Annotated in this window: 16 protein-coding genes; 6 read left to right on the top strand and 10 right to left on the bottom strand. The window is 72.9% G+C overall.

Going from position 1 to position 18499, the window contains the following annotated elements; all coding sequences use genetic code 11:
* The first annotated feature begins 43 nt into the window (after positions 1–43).
* The 4 genes from QFZ71_RS01885 to QFZ71_RS01870 all read left to right on the top strand — a co-directional run bounded on the left by QFZ71_RS01885 (position 44) and on the right by QFZ71_RS01870 (position 4718).
* On the top strand, positions 44–448 hold the full coding sequence (locus tag QFZ71_RS01885) for an FKBP-type peptidyl-prolyl cis-trans isomerase (protein WP_307666496.1): 405 nt from the start codon (positions 44–46) through the stop codon (positions 446–448).
* Positions 449–730: 282 nt separating this feature from the next.
* Positions 731–1915: an alcohol dehydrogenase catalytic domain-containing protein gene (locus QFZ71_RS01880; RefSeq protein ID WP_307666495.1), complete on the top strand. Its 1185-nt coding sequence runs from the start codon at positions 731–733 to the stop codon at positions 1913–1915.
* 103 nt (positions 1916–2018) lie between these two features.
* Positions 2019–2909, top strand: coding sequence for an SDR family oxidoreductase (locus QFZ71_RS01875; RefSeq protein WP_307666494.1), 891 nt, complete (start codon positions 2019–2021; stop codon positions 2907–2909).
* A 330-nt stretch (positions 2910–3239) separates the two neighbouring features.
* A complete protein-coding gene (locus QFZ71_RS01870; RefSeq protein ID WP_307671318.1) occupies positions 3240–4718 on the top strand; it encodes an aminotransferase class I/II-fold pyridoxal phosphate-dependent enzyme in 1479 nt (492 codons plus the stop codon).
* Here QFZ71_RS01870 and QFZ71_RS01865 read toward each other — a convergent pair.
* On the bottom strand, positions 4616–5167 hold the full coding sequence (locus QFZ71_RS01865) for a hypothetical protein (RefSeq protein ID WP_307666493.1): 552 nt from the start codon (positions 5165–5167) through the stop codon (positions 4616–4618). The genes QFZ71_RS01870 and QFZ71_RS01865 overlap by 103 nt on opposite strands.
* Positions 5168–5311: 144 nt before the next feature.
* Positions 5312–7567 (bottom strand): catalase/peroxidase HPI, encoded by a 2256-nt coding sequence (katG, locus tag QFZ71_RS01860; protein WP_307666492.1) that lies wholly within the window; start codon positions 7565–7567, stop codon positions 5312–5314.
* Positions 7568–7959: 392 nt separating this feature from the next.
* On the opposite strand from katG, the gene QFZ71_RS01855 reads away from it, so the two are divergent.
* The gene (locus tag QFZ71_RS01855; protein ID WP_307666491.1) at positions 7960–8370 is read left to right on the top strand and encodes a Fur family transcriptional regulator; all 411 of its coding nucleotides are present in this window, start codon (positions 7960–7962) and stop codon (positions 8368–8370) included.
* A gap of 36 nt (positions 8371–8406) precedes the next feature.
* Here QFZ71_RS01855 and QFZ71_RS01850 read toward each other — a convergent pair whose 3' ends face one another.
* The 7 genes from QFZ71_RS01850 to QFZ71_RS01820 all read right to left on the bottom strand — a co-directional run bounded on the left by QFZ71_RS01850 (position 8407) and on the right by QFZ71_RS01820 (position 15496).
* Positions 8407–9309, bottom strand: a complete 903-nt coding sequence (locus QFZ71_RS01850) for a sucrase ferredoxin (RefSeq protein ID WP_307666490.1) — start codon at positions 9307–9309, stop codon at positions 8407–8409.
* On the bottom strand, positions 9306–10592 hold the full coding sequence (locus QFZ71_RS01845; protein WP_373465068.1) for a cupin domain-containing protein: 1287 nt from the start codon (positions 10590–10592) through the stop codon (positions 9306–9308). The genes QFZ71_RS01850 and QFZ71_RS01845 overlap by 4 nt, the downstream gene beginning before the upstream one ends.
* Entirely contained in the window at positions 10589–10924 is a 336-nt protein-coding gene (locus tag QFZ71_RS01840) for a hypothetical protein (protein ID WP_307666488.1), read from the bottom strand. The genes QFZ71_RS01845 and QFZ71_RS01840 overlap by 4 nt, the downstream gene beginning before the upstream one ends.
* 339 nt (positions 10925–11263) lie before the next feature.
* Positions 11264–12172, bottom strand: coding sequence for a class I SAM-dependent methyltransferase (locus tag QFZ71_RS01835; RefSeq protein ID WP_307666487.1), 909 nt, complete (start codon positions 12170–12172; stop codon positions 11264–11266).
* A gap of 68 nt (positions 12173–12240) precedes the next feature.
* A complete protein-coding gene (locus QFZ71_RS01830) occupies positions 12241–13329 on the bottom strand; it encodes an NAD(P)-dependent alcohol dehydrogenase (protein ID WP_307666486.1) in 1089 nt (362 codons plus the stop codon).
* Positions 13326–14735, bottom strand: a complete 1410-nt coding sequence (locus QFZ71_RS01825; protein WP_307666485.1) for an aldehyde dehydrogenase family protein — start codon at positions 14733–14735, stop codon at positions 13326–13328. The genes QFZ71_RS01830 and QFZ71_RS01825 overlap by 4 nt, the downstream gene beginning before the upstream one ends.
* An 8-nt stretch (positions 14736–14743) precedes the next feature.
* Positions 14744–15496, bottom strand: coding sequence for a (5-formylfuran-3-yl)methyl phosphate synthase (locus QFZ71_RS01820; protein ID WP_307666484.1), 753 nt, complete (start codon positions 15494–15496; stop codon positions 14744–14746).
* Between the two features lie 223 nt (positions 15497–15719).
* On the opposite strand from QFZ71_RS01820, the gene QFZ71_RS01815 reads away from it, so the two are divergent.
* Positions 15720–17687, top strand: coding sequence for an acyl-CoA dehydrogenase (locus tag QFZ71_RS01815; protein WP_307666483.1), 1968 nt, complete (start codon positions 15720–15722; stop codon positions 17685–17687).
* Positions 17688–17782: 95 nt separating this feature from the next.
* Here the strand turns inward: QFZ71_RS01815 and QFZ71_RS01810 are convergent, their stop codons facing one another.
* Positions 17783–18379: a TetR/AcrR family transcriptional regulator gene (locus QFZ71_RS01810; RefSeq protein WP_307671317.1), complete on the bottom strand. Its 597-nt coding sequence runs from the start codon at positions 18377–18379 to the stop codon at positions 17783–17785.
* Positions 18380–18499: the final 120 nt, after the last annotated feature.

Here is an 18499-nt window from a genome sequence, read left to right as displayed (position 1 = left end):
GCCGGTCCGTGTGCGCGTGCCGGCGGCGAGCGAGGGGACCGTGATGAGCGAACTGACGAAGCCGGAGGTCGAGGTACCTGAGGGGGCCGCGCCCGACGAGCTGGTGATTCGGGATCTCGTGGTCGGGGAAGGGGCCGAGGCGCGGCCGGGCCGAGTCGTCCAGGTTCACTACGTCGGTGTCACGTTCGCGTCGGGGAAGGAGTTCGACTCCTCCTGGGAACTGGATCGGCCGTTCAAGTTCGCCGTGGGCGGTGGCAAGGTCATCAAGGGCTGGGACCGGGGCGTGAGAGGGATGAAGGCCGGCGGTCGGCGCGAGATCATCGTTCCGCCGCGACTCGGCTACGGCAAGCAGTCGCCCACGGCGTCGATCCCGCCGGGCTCGACGCTGATCTTCGTCGTGGATCTGCTCACCGTCGTCGGCCCGTCCACGAGGCCCGGCCTCACCTGACGCGTCCCGTCCAGCCCGCTCCGGTCGTTCCCGGACCGCCCCGGTCGAGCGTGGTCTTCCCCGGACCGCCCCTCCCCGAGCGTCTGCCCGTGCCCAGCCTGACGCCCCAGCTCCACCCCGCCCCCTTCCCGAGTGTCCGCGCCCGAACGCTGTCGTCCCGGCGCGGCCGACAGCGTTCGGGCGCGGGACCGGCACGCGTTCCCGCGCCCCGTGTTTCACGGGTCCTGTCGTGGGAACCCGGCTCTCCCGTTCGTGCATACCGGCGAGGGAAGGAGCGGGACCGTGCGCGCATTGACGTACCAGGGGAAGCGGGACGTCCGGGTGGAGACGGTCCCGGATCCACGGATCCAGGATCCGACGGACATCATCGTCAGGGTCACGTCCACCGGGATCTGCGGGTCCGACCTCCACCTCTACGAAGTGCTCGGGCCGTTCCTCGACCCCGGCGACATCCTGGGGCACGAGCCCATGGGGGTGGTGGAGGAGGTCGGGCCCGAGGTGACCGCCGTCGCCGCGGGGGACCGGGTCGTGGTCCCCTTCAACGTCTCCTGCGGACGCTGCTACATGTGCGGGCAGGGGCTGCACTCCCAGTGCGAGACCACCCAGGTGCGGGAGCACGGCACCGGTGCGTCCCTGTTCGGGTACACCAAGCTGTACGGGCAGGTGCCCGGCGGGCAGGCTGAATTCCTGCGGGTGCCCTTCGGCAACGATCTGCCCGTCAAGGTGCCGCACGGCCCGTCCGACGACCGGTTCGTCTACCTGTCCGACGTCCTGCCCACCGCCTGGCAGGCCGTGGAGTACGCGGACATCCCGCCCGGCGGCAGCGTCACCGTCCTCGGCCTCGGCCCGATCGGCGCCATGGCCGCCCGGATCGCCCTCCACCGGGGCGCCGGCCTCGTCATCGGCGTGGACCTGGTCCCCGAACGCCTCGACCGGGTCAGCGCGTACGGCGCCACCTGCCTCGACCTGCGCCGCCACGGCAAGAACCTCGGGGACGCCGTCCGCGACCTCACCGGCGGACGCGGTACGGACGCGGTGATCGACGCCGTCGGCATGGAGGCCCACGGCGCGCCCCTGGCCAAGGCCGCGCACGCGGCGGTCGGCGTGCTGCCCGACGCGGTCGGCCGGCGCCTCATGGAGACGGCCGGGATCGACCGGCTCACCGCCCTGCACACCGCGATCGACCTGGTGCGCAGGGGCGGCACGATCTCCATCTCCGGGGTGTACGGCGGTGCTGCCGACCCGATGCCGCTGCTGACCATGTTCGACAAGCAGATCCAGCTCCGCATGGGGCAGGCCAACGTCCGGCGCTGGGTCGACGAGCTGCTCCCGCTGCTCGTCGACGACGACCCGCTGGGCGTGGACTCCTTCGCCACGCACCATCTGCCCCTGGAAGAGGGGCCGAAGGCGTACGAGACCTTCCAGAAGAAGGCCGACGGCATGATCAAGACCCTGCTCATCCCCTGACATCCCGGCACTCGGCGGCGCCCGTACCCGCTCGCCCGGGCGTCGGCTCCCGCCCCCCGCGACGAGGTGACGAGCAGCCTCCACGACGTGAGAGAGAACAGCCATGGCACACGGCAGCGAACAGCCGCAGGACCCGAACCAGCTCCACCCCCGCCCCGACTTCCCCCAGCAGGACCAGGAACATCCCGGCTGGACGGGGCCCATGGACCCGCCGCCCGACCACGGCGAGGAGTCCTACCGCGGCTCCGGCCTGCTCGACGACCGCAAGGCCGTGATCACCGGCGGCGACTCCGGTATCGGTCGCGCGGTCGCCGTGGCCTACGCGCGGGAGGGCGCGGACATCGTGCTGACCCACCTCCCCGAGGAAGAGACGGAGGCCCACGAGACCGTCCGGCTGGTCGAAGAGGCCGGGCGCAGGGCGGTCCCTGTCGTCTGCGACATCCGGGACGAGAAGCAGTGCCGCGCGCTCGTCGAACGCGCCGTGTCCGAGTTCGGGCGGATCGACGTCCTGGTCAACAACGCGGCCTACCAGATGTCCCAGCCCGACGGGATCTCCGCCATCTCCACCGAGCAGTTCGACCGCGTGGTGCGCACCAACCTGTACGGCATGTTCTGGCTGTGCAAGAACGCCCTGCCGCACATCCCGGCCGGCGGCTCGATCATCAACACCACGTCGGTGCAGGCGTACAAACCGAGCCCTCATCTGCTGGACTACGCGATGACGAAGGGGGCGATCGTCACCTTCACCCAGGGGCTGGCCCAGATGCTGGCCTCCGAGGGCATCCGCGTCAACGCCGTCGCCCCCGGCCCCGTCTGGACGCCCCTCATCCCGGCGACCCTGCCCGACACCGCCGAGTTCGGGAAGCAGAGTCCGCTCGGCCGGCCCGCCCAGCCGGCGGAGATGGCGCCCGCCTACGTCTTCCTCGCCTCCGCGAACGCCTCCTTCATCACCGGCGAGATCATGAACGCCACCGGCGGGACCCCGATCCCCTGACACCGGCAACGGAAAGGTCGGCGCGGTGGCGTCGTCGGCACCGAGGAGGGTGCGCCCAGGGTTGAGCACCGACGTCTTCCAGGACCTCGACGATGTGGGGTTCTCGCCGGCCCCGGAGCGGTGACGTACCGGGTCGGTGAGGCCGTGCCGGGCACCGACCACCAGGATCTGGACAAGACGGGCGAGGCCGTCGCCCCCACCACCGAGGCGCTCACGGCCGACGCCGTCCACCCCGCGCGCCCGCTCACCGGCAGCGCCTGTCCGGCGACCCTGGGAGACGGTCGACGCCCACGGCGTTACTCGTCCCCCCGGACCGGGAAGCCGCACTGTATGGATCACTCCACCGCTCCCGTGCTCGACGCTCTCCGCGCCTACCAGGACCAGGACCAGCTGCCCTTCACACCGCCCGGCCACAAACAGGGCCGCGGGGCCGACCCGAGAGTGCGGGCTGTGCTGGGGGACGCCCTGTTCGGTGCGGACATGCTGGCCGTGTCCGGCCTGGACGACCGCACCGACTCCAAGAAGGTCCTGGAACGGGCGGAGAGGCTGATGGCGGACGCCGTGGGCGCCGAGCACACCTTCTTCTCCACCTGCGGCAGCTCGCTCTCGGTCAAGGCCGCCATGCTCTCCGTCGCGGGGCCGCACGAGAAGCTGCTGGTCAGCCGGGACGCGCACAAATCGGTGGTCTCGGGCCTGATCCTCGCGGGCATCCGCCCCGTGTGGGTCGATCCCCAGTGGGATCCCCGCCTGCATCTGGCCCACCCGCCGGCCCCGGACGCCTTCCGCGCGGCCTTCGAGGAACACCCCGACGCGCGCGGAGCGTTGCTGACCAGCCCCACCCCGTACGGGACCTGCGCCGACATCGGGGCCGTCGCGGCACTGTGCCACGCGCGCGGTGTGCCGCTGGTCGTGGACGAGGCATGGGGCGCCCACCTGCCCTTCCACCCCGAGCTGCCCACCTGGGCCATGGACGCCGGTGCCGACGTGTGCGTGACGTCGGTGCACAAGATGGGGTCCGGGCTCGAACAGGGTTCGGTCTTCCATCTGCAGGGAGACCTGATCACCCCGCAGACCCTCGCCTCCCGCGCCGACCTGCTGGACACCACCAGCCCCTCGGTCCTGATCTACGCGGCCCTGGACGGCTGGCGCCGCCAGATGGTCGAGTACGGCCACGAGCTCATGGAAGAGTCCCTGGAACGGGCCCGCCGGGTGCGGGCGGCCGTGCAGGGCATCGACGGACTGCACGTCAACGACCGCGACGACTTCTGTTCGGCCGGTCGCGCGTTCGACATGGACCCCCTGCAGATCTTCATCGATCTGAGCAGCCTGAAGTTCACCGGCTACGATGCCGCGGACTGGCTGCGCCGGCACCACCGGATCAACCTGCATACCTCCGACCACCGGCGCATCAACGCCCAGCTCACCCACGCCGACGACGAGACCACCGTGGCCCGGCTCCTGGACGGTCTGCGCGATCTGGTGGCCCACGCCGACGATCTGCCGCCGGCCCCCGACATCCGCGTCCCGGATCCGGGCGATCTCCGGCTCCGGCAGGTGACGCTGCCTCGGGACGCGTTCTTCGGGGAGGTCGAGCAGGTTCCCGCGCACGAGGCGGTCGGCCGGGTCTGCGCGGAGACGCTGACCCCGTACCCGCCCGGAATCCCCGCCGCGCTCCCCGGCGAGGTGCTCGACCGGGCGGTGGTGGATTACCTGCGCACGGGTGTCGACGCGGGAATGCTCGTTCCCGACGCCGCCGACAGCTCGGTCGCCACCATCCGTGTCTCCGTGCACGACGTGGGCGCCGACTGAGCCCGGTCGCGCACGACATCGGGCGTGGACGCGGCGTCGGGGTGTGGTCCGGACGGCCACTGCTTGCGCCGTCGTCCAGCGGACCCGCGACCGGCCGGGGTCGGGTATCGCGGTGAAGGGTGGACGTCCTCGGCGTCGAACCCCGGCCTGTTCCGCCATCGCTGCCCCGTGCGGGAAGGTTCCGGCTGCTCGTAGACGGCGTCCAGGTCGTCGAAGTAGCCCGAGGCGTCGACATCGCGGACCTCTACCGCGAACGAGACGCGGACCGTCCCGTCCTCGAACGTCTGGCTCCAGCCGCCGGCGCCGTCCTCGTCCCACGACGTCTCCACGTCGTGACGCGGTCTGCCGCCGGGAGCCCACCCCCGCGCCGAGAACCGCGCCGCCGCGCCATGGGCGGTGAGCGGGACGAGGTCACCGAGATCTTCCAGCACGGCGATCACCGCGGCCACGGGCGCACCTCTTCTCGAAGCGGATGCCGAAGCGGGTCACCCGGAGCGCGGGCCCGGCGCGGCGGTGGGGCCGGTGCGGGTGTGCACCGGCCCCACCGTCCGAGCCGTGCCGGCCGCTGACGGGTCCGAAGCGGCTGGTTCCGGTCAGACCAGGTCGAAGCGGTCCAGGTCCATGACCTTGGCCCACGCGGCGACGAAGTCCGTCACGAACTTCTGCCGCGCGTCGTCGCTCGCGTGCACCTCGGCGAGCGCGCGCAGCTCGGAGTTGGAGCCGAAGACCAGGTCGGCGCGGGTGCCGGTCCACTTGACCCGGCCGGACGCGTCGCGGGCCTCGAACTCGTCCTGCGCCGCCGACGTCGACTTCCAGGTGATGCCCAGGTCGAGCAGGTTCACGAAGAAGTCGTTGGTCAGCGTGCCCGGCCGGTCGGTGAGGACGCCGTGCTTCGAACCGCCGGTGTTGGCGCCCAGCACCCGCAGACCGCCGACCAGGACGGTGGTCTCCGGCGCGCTCAGCGTGAGCAGGTTGGCCCGGTCGAGGAGAAGGTACTCCGCAGGCAGCCGGGCGGCCTTGCCCGCGTAGTTGCGGAAGCCGTCGTACGCCGGCTCCAGCGCGGCGAACGACTCGACGTCCGTCTGCTCCTGCGTGGCGTCGACCCGGCCCGGCGTGAACGGGACCTCCACCTCGACACCGGCGTCCCTGGCCGCCTGTTCGACGGCCGCGTTGCCCGCGAGGACGATCAGGTCGGCCAGCGATACCTGCTTGCCGCCCTCGGCCGCGAAGGACTCCCGCACGCCCTCCAGCACGCGCAGCACCCGGGCCAGCTCGTCCGGGTCGTTCGCCTCCCAGCCGCGCTGCGGTTCCAGCCGGACCCGCGCACCGTTGGCGCCGCCGCGCTTGTCGCTGCCGCGGAAGGACGCGGCCGAGGCCCAGGCGGCCGAGACCAGCTGCGCCACCGTCAGGTCGGTGGCGAGCACCTGCTCCTTGAGCGCGGCGGTGTCCGCGGCGTCCAGCAGCTCACCGGTGCGCTCGGGCAGCGGGTCCTGCCACAGCAGCACCTCGGAGGGCACCTCCGGGCCCAGGTAGCGCTGGACCGGGCCCATGTCACGGTGCGTCAGCTTGAACCAGGCGCGGGCGAAAGCGTCCGCGAACTCCTCCGGGTTCTCGTGGAACCGGCGCGAGATCTGCTCGTACGCCGGGTCGAAGCGCAGCGCCAGGTCGGTCGTGAGCATCTGCGGCTTGTACTTCTTCGACGCGTCGTGCGCGTCCGGGATGGTCGCCTCCGCGTTCTTGGCGACCCACTGCTGCGCCCCGGCGGGGGACGTGGTCAGCTCGTACTCGTAGGCGAAGAGGTTGTGGAAGAACTCGTTGCCCCACCGCGTCGGCGTGCTGGTCCAGGTCACCTCCAGCCCGCTGGTGATGGCGTCCGCGCCCTTGCCCGACTTGTACGAGCTGCGCCAGCCCAGGCCCTGCTCCTCCAGCGGGGCGCCCTCGGGGTCCGCGCCGACGTTCTCCGCCGGGCCTGCCCCGTGCGTCTTGCCGAAGGTGTGGCCACCGGCGATGAGGGCGACGGTCTCCTCGTCGTTCATCGCCATCCGGCGGAAGGTCTCGCGGATGTCGCGGGCGGCCGCGACCGGGTCCGGATTCCCGTTGGGACCCTCGGGGTTGACGTAGATCAGGCCCATCTGGACCGCACCGAGCGGGTTCTCCAGTTCACGGTCGCCCGTGTAGCGCTCGTCGTCGAGCCAGGTCGTCTCCGGGCCCCAGTAGACGTCCTCCTCCGACTCCCAGACGTCCTCACGGCCGCCGGCGAATCCGAAGGTCTTGAGGCCCATCGTCTCCAGGGCGACGTTGCCGGTGAGGATCAGCAGGTCGGCCCAGGAGAGCGCCTGGCCGTACTTCTTCTTGACCGGCCACAGCAGCCGCCGGGCCTTGTCCAGGTTGCCGTTGTCGGGCCAGCTGTTCAGCGGGGCGAAGCGCTGCTGACCGGCGCCCGCGCCACCACGGCCGTCGCTGATGCGGTACGTACCGGCGCTGTGCCAGGCCATCCGGACCATCAGCGGGCCGTAGTTGCCGAAGTCGGCCGGCCACCAGTCCTGCGACGTGGTGAGCACCTCGGCGATGTCCCGCTTCACCGCGGGCAGGTCGAGGGCCCGGAACGCGGCCGCGTAGTCGAAGTCCTCACCCAGCGGGTTCGCCACGACGGGGTTCTTGGCGAGGATCTTCAGGTTGAGGCGGTCCGGCCACCACTGGCGGTTCCCGCCGCCCTGCGTGGGGTGGGGCGCGCGGCCGTGGGCCACGGGGCAGCCGCTCGCCTGCGCCTCGGGCACCTCGGGAACGGCCGTCTCGGGCGAATCCGGGGTCACGGGGTCGTAGACGTGCGACTCGTGGTTCTCGGTCATGGGAAATCCTTCCGGACCCGGCGGCGGGTCGTGGGGCGCTGAACGGGGAGGAGGATTCGGGCCGTGCAGAAGGGGCACGCTGTGATCCGGGGCATCGTCCGCGGGCCGGGCCGAGCGCCTCACGGGCCGGGGGACCGGGTGGGTCCCGGACGGTGCGGCGCGGACGGCACTGGGCCGGCAGGTGGCGCCGCTCGGTCGAACGGCGGTGTCCCGTCAGGTGTCTCTGCTGCCGTACCGGAGCCTTCCTGTCTCTTGGATGTCGCCGGGATCGATCCTACGATGGACTTCGTCCAAGTCAAGAAGTTGGCTAAAACCATATCGGCCGGGGTGTGATGTCGTCGGCTTTCCCGCGACGGCCGCACCTCACCGGCGAAGCGGAGCGGGTGAAGCGGATGAGCGACCTCCTTCAACGGCTGCGGGGCCGGGGCTGGCGGCTGACCTCGCAGCGGCGCGTCGTCGCGGAGGTCCTCGACGGCGACCATGTGCACCTGACCGCGGACGAGGTGCATCTGCGCGCCGCGGCGCGGCTGCCCGAGATCTCCCGCGCGACCGTCTACAACACGCTGGGCGAACTCGTGGCGCTCGGTGAGGTGCTGGAGGTCTCCACGGTGGGCCGGGCCAAGCGCTACGACCCCAACGCGCGCAGCGCGCACCAGCACCTGGTGTGCTCGGGCTGCGGCACCGTCCGCGACGTCCACCCGGTCGGCGACGCCCTGGGCGACCTGCCCGAGACCGAGCGGTTCGGCTTCACCGTCGGCGCGGCGGAGATCACCTACCGGGGCCTGTGCCCGGCCTGCGTCTGAGGGGAGCGCGGCCGAGGTGAGGCGGTCCGGGGCAGATCAGATCCGGTCGTCGCGGATCGACGTCACGTCGTAGACGAGAGCCGAGCTGTCGGCCGGTCCTCGGCAGGTCAGCCGGTGCGGCGGTGTGCGCCGGGCCCGCACCTCGACGTCGAACCCCCTCGCGCGGTCCGCCCGGTCGCGGACCCGGATGCGCCAGCCCTGCTGGTCGCGGACCGTCCCGATGACGTCGTACGCGTACCGGCTCGCCGGGCCGAAACGCCCGAGCAGCCCGGCCACGGCCGCCTGCTGCGGGGGGCGGAGCGTGGTGTAGCCCCGCAGATGGTCGGCGTGGATGCGGTCGGCCAGGTGCTCCTCGACCACGGTGACCGCCGATCGCGCGTCCAGGTTCCCGTAGTAGACGCCGTCCGGCACCACGACGACGTTGGCGGCGAACCGGTCGCCGCCCACATGGGTGCACTCCCACACCAGGTCGGGCCAGCGGTCGCTGAGAACCGCGCCCACCGGACGTCCGCGCACCGCGCAGCACGTGTCGTGCGTGCCGTGGGCGCAGACGAGGACGACCGGCGGCAGTCCGGGCTCCCCCGGAGAGTCCAGCGCCGCCGCGATCCGTGCCAGGTCCTCGTCCCGGTGCCAGCCGCCCCACCGCTGGCGCAGACCGCCGAACCCGTCGTGGCGCAGCACCGCCCACCTGCCGCCGTCGTCGGGGCGGTGGCGGCCGTGCCGCCGGACCAGCAGGATCCGCGCCCGGTGCGCCTGCGCGGCGGAGTACACCAGGGCCTTGGTCCCCGGATCGAGGGCGAGGCCGTCGTATCCGTTGGCGGGCCAGCCGCGACGGAACTCGATGAGGACCCAGACCGTGCCGTACGGTGCCGTGCCGGCGAACGGGTCGTCGCGCTCGCGGGCGGCGTCCGCGCAGAAGAACCGGCCGGGCGGGATCACCGGTCCGCGGGCACCAGCACGCCCGCCCGCAGCAGCCGCCCGGCGAGGGCGAGGCCGAGATCGCCGGCGGTGCGGACCTGCCCGGCGAGCAGCCGGGCCACGGGAGCGAGGTCGTCCGCCGGAAAGTCGAGGTAGCCCACACGGGTGAACAGGCGCGTCCCGTCCAGCCGTGGCTCCAGTGCTCTCCGCAGCCGGACCGGTGAGGCCGGGCCGAGGCGGTCCAGGGCGGCGAGCTGGGCGAGCGGCCCGAGCGGCGCCGGGCGGGCCTGGGACCGCAGCGCACGATGGAACAGCGGGGCGGGGTCGGCTTCGGCGACGGCGGCCAGCAGACGCTCACGGACCAGCTCCGTGACGTTGCCGGGGGTGTCCGCGTCGCTGTTCCCGATGGCCCTGCCGCCCGTACCGCCCGTCGTGCCCGTCCCGTTCGTTTCCGGCAGGGTCCCGTTCGTCCCCAGGGGGAGGCTGCGACGCATCGACGGATCGTCGGCCAGGTCCGCGAGAGCGGCCCGGACCAGGTGTTCGGCGAGCGCGTAGCGCGTCCGGACGTGGACCCCGAGGGTCACATGGACCGATACCTCTCCCCGGGCCTGCGCGGAGTGCAGCCAGCCGCGCGGCAGATAGAGCACGTCGCCGGGGCGCAGCATCGTGTCCAGATGGGGTGTGCCGTGCGCGGCCCGCTCGGCGACGGCCTCGCGGTGGTCGGTCCACGGCTGGTCACGCAGCGGGTCCGGCGTCACGGGCTCGTGGACGATCCACCGCTTCGACCCCTCGATCTGGAGGACGAAGACGTCGTGCACGTCGTAATGCGCGTCGAACCCGCGGTTCTGCGGCGGGGTGACGTAGGCGTTGGCCTGTACGGGGTGCCCCAGCTCCGTACCGAGTGCGGAGACCAGGTCCGCCACCGGCTCCCAGGTGCGGTGCAGCGCCTGCAGGACGAGCGTCGCCCCGCCCTCGAACGCCCGCCACAGGGCGGTGTCGTCGAGCTGGTCGGCCACGGTGGCTCCCACCCCGGCGGGCGCGGTGAACGACGACTCCGGAAGCGTGGAACCGTCCTTGGCGACCCGCAGGAACGGCGTACGCAGCCCCCGCCGCGAGATCAACTCGTCCACCGCGGCCGTGGAGAACACGTCGGAGAAATCGCTCGCCCCGCGCGTCAGCGCAGCTGTCCGGGCCCAGATGTCACGGGCGAACTTCTCCCGCCCGAGGCCGGTCAGGCGAGACTCCAGGATTCCGGCGCTCTGACGTGCGCAGGAATCCTGGAGCTCGGTTCGCGTCATGCTCAAGAGCGGCTACCGCCGTCGGCACTGCCGTCCGCGCCGCCGTCATGGACGCCGGGGGTGCCCGCCGCCCCACCGTCCGCAGGGCCTTCCGCGCCGCCGTCCGCGCCGCCGTCGTGGACGCCGGGCGTGCCGGCCGCACCGCCGTCGGCAGGGCCTTCGGCTCCGCCGTCCGCACCGCCGTCGGCTCCGCCGTCGTGGACGCCGGGGGTGCCGGCCGCACCGCCGTCCGCCGGTCCTTCCGCGCTGCCGTCGGCTCCGCCGTCGTGAACGCCGGGGGTGCCGGCCGCTCCGCCGTCCGCGGGACCTTCCTGTCCGCTCGCTTCGTGCTGGGTCATCGTGCCTCCTGTGGACCGCACCAAGGACAGGCGGATCTCCGCTGCCCGGAAACCTGCTCACCCAGGGTGCTGATATATGGCTGAATTATCCGTAATCACCGTATATCCATGGTGGGGAAACATCGATTCGAGCGGCGAGGCGTCCTCCGCATGCCCGCATGCCCGAATGCGGGCGTCCCCGAATGCGGGCGTCCCCGAATGCGCGCGTCCCCGCATGCCCGCACGCGGGAACCCCGCATGCGTGCACACCCGAGCAGCCGGGGTCGCGGCGCTCACCGGTCACCGCACGGTCGGGCCCGCTCCGCAGGGAGGCCCGATATCCCGGACGCGACTCCGGTCCTACTGAACGGGTTTGTGCGCGAACACCCACCGGTTGCCCGCCAGGGCATCGTTCGGCTCGGGCAGCGGGCCGCGCCCGAGCAGGCGGGTGAAGTCGAAGGGGGTGCGGACCGAGGTGGACCAGCCCCGGCCCGCCAGACTCCCCGCGGAGTCGGGCCGCGGGTCGCGGTCGAACAGGTCCAGCAGGTCGATGCCGATCCGGTGCTTCGTCGCGGTGTAGAGCGGGCTGTCGCGGTACGCCAGCAGGTCCTTCTCCAGCTTGACCTCGTAGGCCAGCGCGCTGCCTCCGGAGGCCAACCGGTCCACCGTGTCGATGAGATACGTCTCCGCCGCGGCCGGCAGGTAGAACAGCAGCCCCTCCACCAGCCAGACGCTCGGCGCGGCGGGATCGAAGCCGGCTCCGGGGAGGGCAGCCGCCCAGTCGGCGCGCAGATCCATCGCGAGCGGTACGCGCGCCGCCGTCGGGACGGCCGAAAGGCCGCCGAGGACGCGGTGCTTGAACGCCAGCACCTCCTCCCGGTCGATCTCGAAGACCACACAGCCGGCGGGCCAGTCGAGCCGGAACGCCCGCGAGTCCAGCCCCGCGCCGAGCAGGACCACCTGGCGGACGTTGCCCGTGTGCGCCGACCGCAGGAGGAAATCGTCGAGGACCCGCGTCCGCAGCCCGAAGTACCGGGAGAAGCGCCCCCACAGCGGGTCCGCCTCCCCCTCCGGTACCTCCCGCGGATGGACGGGCCAGCCCCGGGAGGCGCGGGCCGCGAGCACGAAGTGCTCCGCGTAGACGTCCTGCGCCAGGCTGTCGGGGCGGTGGGTCTCGATCGCCCGTGCCGCGGCGACCAGGAGAGCCGTCACACCGACCCCTCCCGCCACACCCTCCGCACCGGCGTCCCGCTGCGCTGTATGGACCATGTGCACTCCCTGGGTACGAGCGGTGGCCGGTCACGGAACCGAGGACCGGCCACCGAGCTGAACGTCGGTTACGGAATGAGCACCGGCTTCACCACGCGGCCCGCCTCGCAGTCGCGTTCGGCCTCGTCGACCTCGGCGAGCGGGTACGTACGGATCAGCTGGTCGAAAGGGAACAGGCCGGCCCGCCACAGCCCGGCCAGCCGGGGGATCAGCAGGGACGGCACCGCGTCCCCCTCGCAGATGTGGGAGACCCTCCGGCCCCGGTCCAGCGTCCCCGGTTCCAGCAGGAGCCCGGTGTGGAGCCGCGCCACCAGACCGAGGTGGCCCATCGGGCGCAGTCCCCGCAGCGCGTCGTTGATCAGCCGGGCCGACCCCGTGGTGTCGAGGGCGTACCGCGCACCGCCGTCCGTCAGCCGCCGGATGCGGTCCGGCAGGCCGGTGGAGTCGCCGTGCACCGCGGCCGCGCCGAACTTCTCGGCGAGGGCGAGGCGTTCGGGGTTGCGGTCCACCGCCACGGCCACCGCTCCGGAAGCGGACGCCGCCATGACCGCGGCCAGGCCCACCGCCCCCGCGCCGAGGACCACGACGGTGTCGCCGGGTCCCGCGCCGAAGGAGTGGAGCACGGCGCCCGCCCCCGTGAGGAAGCCGCAGCCGAGCGGTCCGAGCAGTTCGAGGGGGAGCGAGGGATCGACCCGTACGGCGTTGCGGGCCGGGACCAGCGCGTACTCGGCGAACGAGGACTGGCCGAACCACCGGGGCGCCAGCGCGCCCCCGGCGGCGTCGGTGAACCGCGCCGTGTTCTCCGGACGCCCGCCGAAGAGGTTGAGCGCGGCGAACGAGTCGCAGTAGGCGGGGGCCGCGCCCAGACAGCTGCGGCAGCGCCCGCAGGAGTCGAAGCTCAGCACGACGTGGTCGCCCCGGCTCAGGCCGGTGGCCGGGCCGCCCGTCTCCACCACCACCCCGGACCCCTCGTGGCCGAGCACCGCCGGCAGCGGGGAGCGGCCCGCCGAACGCCGGACGGCGAGATCGGTCCGGCACATGCCGCACCCCGCGATCCGGACCAGGGCCTCGCCGTCGGCCGGGCCGCTGTGCAGGACCACCTCCTCGACGGTGAACGGGTCCTCGTACGAGCGCAGCACCGCCGCGCCGAACCTCATGGCCACTCCTCCCGTGGACGGTGCACGACGAAGGGGCTGAGGTTGCCGTACAGCCCCCACGGGCCGCCGGCGACGCCGACCCCGCTCTCCTTGACGCCCGCGAAGGGCTGGGCCAGGGAGAGCTCGGCGTGGTGGTTGATCCACGCCGTACCGCACTCCAGCCGGCCGGCCACCTCCTCGGCCCGGTCCAGGTCGGTCCCCCACACCGAACCGCCCAGGCCGAAGCGGGTGGCGTTGGCCGCCTCGACGGCGTCGTCGAGGCTTCCGTACGGCAGCACCGGCAGGACGGGACCGAACTGCTCCTCCGTCACCACCGGGCTGTCGGGCGCTACGTCGGCCAGGACGGTGGGGGCGTAGAAGTAACCCGGCCGGTCCAGCCGGTGGCCGCCCGCCACGGCCCGCGCCCCGTCCGCCAGGGCGCGGTCCGTGTACCGCTCCACACGGGCCAGCTGGGCGGCGTTGGCGACCGGCCCCAGCTCCGTGTCCGGATCGAGGCCGGCCCCGACGACCACGGTCTTCGCACGTTCCGCCAGCGCCTCGACCACCCGCGCGTGCAGCCGCTCCGGGACGTAGACGCGCTTGACCGCCATGCAGACCTGCCCGCAGTTGCGGAACGCCGCCCAGAACAGCCGGTCCGCGATCCGCTCCACGTCCACGTCGTCCAGCAGGATCGCGGCGTCGTTGCCGCCCAGTTCCAGGGTGACGCGGGCGAGACCGCCCGCCGCGCCCGCCGCGACGGTCCGGCCGGTGGCCACCGAACCGGTGAACGTCACATGGCGGATTCCGGGGTGCGAGACGAGGAGGGCGCCGAGGGGGTCCCGTCCGGTGAGGATCGTCAGCACGCCCTCGGGCAGGGCGGCGGACAGGACGGACCCCAGCAGCCGAGTGGCCAGCGGGGTGAACGGCGAGGGCTTGACCACCACCGTGTTGCCCGCCGCGAGCGCGGGCGCGAACTTCGCGGAGGCGAGCTGGAGCGGGAAGTTCCACGGGACGACGGCGGCGACGGGCCCGAGCGACCGCCAGCGCAGCGTGCTGCGCACGGGCCGGCCGTCCGTGATCGTCCGGGGCTCGGGCGCCGACGCCGCGAAGAAGCGCAGGCGGGCCGCCGTACGGGCGATCTCCGCGGACGACTCGGCCAGAGGTTTCCCCTGCTCGCGGGTGAGCAGGGGAGCGAGCCGCGCCCCGGCCGCCTCCACGGCGTCGGCCGACGCGAGCAGGGCGGCGGCGCGGGCGGCGGGGTCGGCCCGCCAGCTCCGCCAGGCGTCGTACGCCCGGTCCACCGCCGCGTCCAGGTCCTCCGCCCGCTGGTCGGGAGCCTCGTCGAACACCTCGCCCGTCGCCGGATCGAGGACGGCGAAGCACCCGCCGGGGGGCGGCAGCCCGGGGCCGTGCCGATGCGTGTCCACGCCGGCGGTCAGCTCGCGGCCGGGGCGGCCGCGAACTCTCGGGCATGCCGGTCCATCTCCGCCCGGAAGGAGGCCACCAACCGTGGCTGGATCCTCCCGGTGTTGCGGTCGCCCCCCTCGCAGACCGCCCCGCGCACCCCCACGATGTCCGTCCCGATACGGGTCAGCACGGCCAGGTCCTCCCTCTTCACGCTGCCCGCGAGGGCGGCGAGCAGACCGGCCTCGTGGGCCAGCCGGACGAACTCCGCGCAGGCGTCCGGCGGCACATGGTCGAACAGCCGGGTCCCGTCCTTGATCGCGGTGTCGAGCATGGCCGCGTCGGCGCCGGAGCGGTGGGCGATGTCGGGCAGCGCGAGCGGGTTCACGCAGCCGATCCGGTGGGCGTCGGCGTAGCCCGAGGCCACGACGAACGCGTCGGGCCGGTAGTCCTTCACCGCCCGGACGACCCCGCGCATCACCTCGATCGCCTGCTGGGGCGTGCCGCATCCGTAGAGGCCGACCTTGATGTACGTGGCCCCGGAGACGGCCGCGCCGAGTGCCGCCTGCGCCACCGTGCCGGGCTTGTACGGCACGTCGCCGACCGTGGCGGACACCGGCTTGTCCGCCGGGACCGCCGCGCGGATCTCCCTGATGACCCAGGGGAAGTTCGCGCCGAGCGAGCCCTCGTCGGGCTTCTTCACATCGACGATGTCCAGGTGTTCCGCCGCCTCGGCGCACGCCAGAGCCTCTTCGACGCCGTCCGGGGAGATGAGGAGCAGCAAGGGGGATTCCTTCCACCGCGAAGTCACCCGCCGAAGGGCGGATGCGCGGATTCGACGGGAGGTGCGCGGTCGGCTCATCCTCACCGCCCTCCGGGGCCCCCGGCAGGGCGCGAGCGCAGGCGAACGGGGTACTGGCCCGACGCGCTCACGCCCCCGCGTCGCGCCGTTCACCTCGGCGGGCGGGCCACCGCTTGATCGTCCACCGGCGGGGTAGCGAAACGGTATGACCACTGACAGAACCCCGCCCACTCCCACCGGTCACGTGCGGCCGGAGCTCGACGTCAAGGCGCTGGGCGCGCTGCTGGACGGCGAGTACGCCGAGATCCGCGCACTGGTCCGGGCCAATCTGGTGACCCACGCCGCGGTCCTCGACGAGGCCGAGGAGCTCGACATCGACGCCTTCCGCGAGCGGGTGCGCGAACGCGTGGTCGCCATGGCGGCGACGGGGCAGAGCGGCATGGGGTTCCCGGCCCGGTACGGCGGGGGCGGTGACGTCGGGGCCTCGATCGCCGCGTTCGAGACGCTGGCCCTCGGCGATCTGTCGGTGCTGGTGAAGGCCGGCGTGCAGTTCGGCCTCTTCGGCGGTGCGATCCTGCACCTGGGCACCGAACGCCACCACGCGGCCTATCTGCCCGACCTGATCACCGGGAAGCTGATGGGCTGCTTCGCGATGACCGAGACCGGACACGGCTCCAACGTGCAGGCGCTCGGGACCGTCGCCCGGTACGACGCCGCCGCGCGGGAGTTCGTCATCACCACCGAGGGCGACCAGGCGCGCAAGGACTACATCGGCAACGCGGCCCGCCACGGCGAACTGGCGGTGGTCTTCGCCCAGTTGGAGGTGGACGGGAAGTCCGAGGGCGTGCATGCGTTCGTCGTGCCGATCCGTTCCGGCGGCGAGCCGGCCCCGGGTGTCGGGATCGAGGACGACGGCCGCAAGATGGGCCTCAACGGCGTGGACAACGGACGCCTCCGGTTCGACGGGGTGCGGGTGCCCCGCGAGGCGCTGCTCAACCGCTTCGCCGACGTCACCCCGGAAGGCGTCTACGAGAGCACGATCGACAACCCCCACCGCCGCTTCTTCACCATGCTCGGCACCCTGGTCCAGGGCCGGGTCAGTGTCGGCGGCGCCGGGGTGGCCGTCTCCAAGACCGCCCTCACGCTCGCCACCAGGTACGCACTGCGCCGCCGGCAGTTCGCCGCGGGCGCCGAGGGGGAGGAGCAGCTGCTCCTCGACTACGGACTGCACCAGCGCCGGCTGCTGCCGCTGATCGCGCGCACGTACGCGTTGCACTTCGCGCAGGACGTCGTCCGCACCCAGCTGCACGACGTCTTCTCCGGCACCCGGGACGACCCGCAGGCGCGCCGGCTGCTGGAGGCGCGCGCCGCCGGGACCAAGGCGCTGGCCACCTGGCACGCCACCCGCGTGGTGCAGGAGTGCCGGGAGGCGTGCGGCGGGGCCGGCTATCTGGCCGTCAACCGGTTCGCCGCGCTCAAGGCCGACAGCGACATCTTCACCACCTTCGAGGGGGACAACCACGTCCTGATGCAGCTCGTCGCCAAGGGTCTGCTGACCCACTACGCGAGCGAGTTCGAGGACCTGGACCAGCTCGGGACGGTCCGCCATGTCGCCGGCCTCGCCGTCGAGACGATCATCGAGAAGACCTCGGCCCACAAGCTCCTGGAGCGGGTGCGCGACCTGCTGCCCGGCGGTGACGAGTGGGACCAGGAGGCCGGTCTGCTCGACGCGGAGTACCAGCTCGCCATGGTCCGCCACCGCGAGGAGCACATGCTCGCCGGGGTGGCCCGCAGGCTCAAGCGCGGCATCGACCAGAAGCGCGATCCCGGCACCGTCTTCTCCCGGGTGCAGGACCACGTCATCGCCCTCGCCCACGCCCATATGGAGCGGCTGCTGCTGGAGGCGTTCGTCGACAAGGTCCGCACGCTCCCCGAGGGTGGAGACAAGGTGGCGCTGGGTCTGCTGTGCGACCTGTTCGCCCTGACGACGATCGAGGCGGACCGGGCGTGGTTCATGGAGCACGGCCGGCTGACCGTCCAGCGGTCCAAGGCGATCACCCGTGAGGTGAACGATCTCTGCCGCAGGATCCGGCCGCTGGCGGGCGACCTGGTCGACGCCTGGAACATCCCGTCCGCGGTGCTGCGCGCCCCGGACCTGGTGGGCGGAGCCTGAACACGCCGGTGGCCGCGTCCCCGGCTCTCCCGGCGGACCGGGGCCGGGGCGCGGCCACCCCTGTGTGACGGCGCGTCCGCGCCGGTCGCCGGGCCCTACCGCGACATCGCCGTGAGGACCAGCTCCACGCAGTGCGCCTCCAGCCGTTCGCGCGATACGTCGAGCGTGCCGCGCAGCCATCCCGCGAAGAGGCTCGCCATCCCGCCGACCAGGGCATGTGCGGCCATCCGGCGGTCGGCCTCGTCCACCGTTCCGGGGAGCTGGCCGCCGACGAGTTCGGTGAAGACGGCCATGAGCCGGTGGCTGTGGGCCCCGAGAGCGGGGTCGGCGAAGGGTTCGAGAAGCAGCAGACGGCCCTTGTGCGGCGCGTCCAGGACCAGGGCGACGAACGCGGACACGGCGGCGTGGGCCCGGACGTCGGCCTGCGGAGCGCTCACCGCCACGGCCTCCTCCAGGGCGCTTCTGGCCTCGTCCGCCACCCGCTCGAAGGCGGCGAGGAGCAGATCGTCGCGGCCGCCGAAGCTCTCGTAGAAGTAGCGGTCGGTCAACCGTGCCTCACGGCAGACGGACCGGACCGTGACGGCTGCGGCCCCCTCCTCGCCGGCCAGCCGCTCGGCGACGTCCAGGAGGGCCTGCCGGCGGGCGGCGCGGCGATCGGCGAGCGTGGTGCCGCCCCAGCTCCGTTCCGCCAACTCCCGTTCCCCCGTATCGCGTTGAAGCAATTGACGACACCTGTCCGCACATTCTAGCCTGATGACAGGTGTCCTCAGATCGCTCTCGGCACAACCGGGCGGGACGCCTTCCCGAGCCAC

Source organism: Streptomyces sp. V2I9 (assembly GCF_030817475.1).
Classification (GTDB): Bacteria; Actinomycetota; Actinomycetes; order Streptomycetales; family Streptomycetaceae; genus Streptomyces.
Note: the sequence above shows the minus strand (reverse complement) of the source record. Positions and strands in the feature narration are given on the sequence as shown.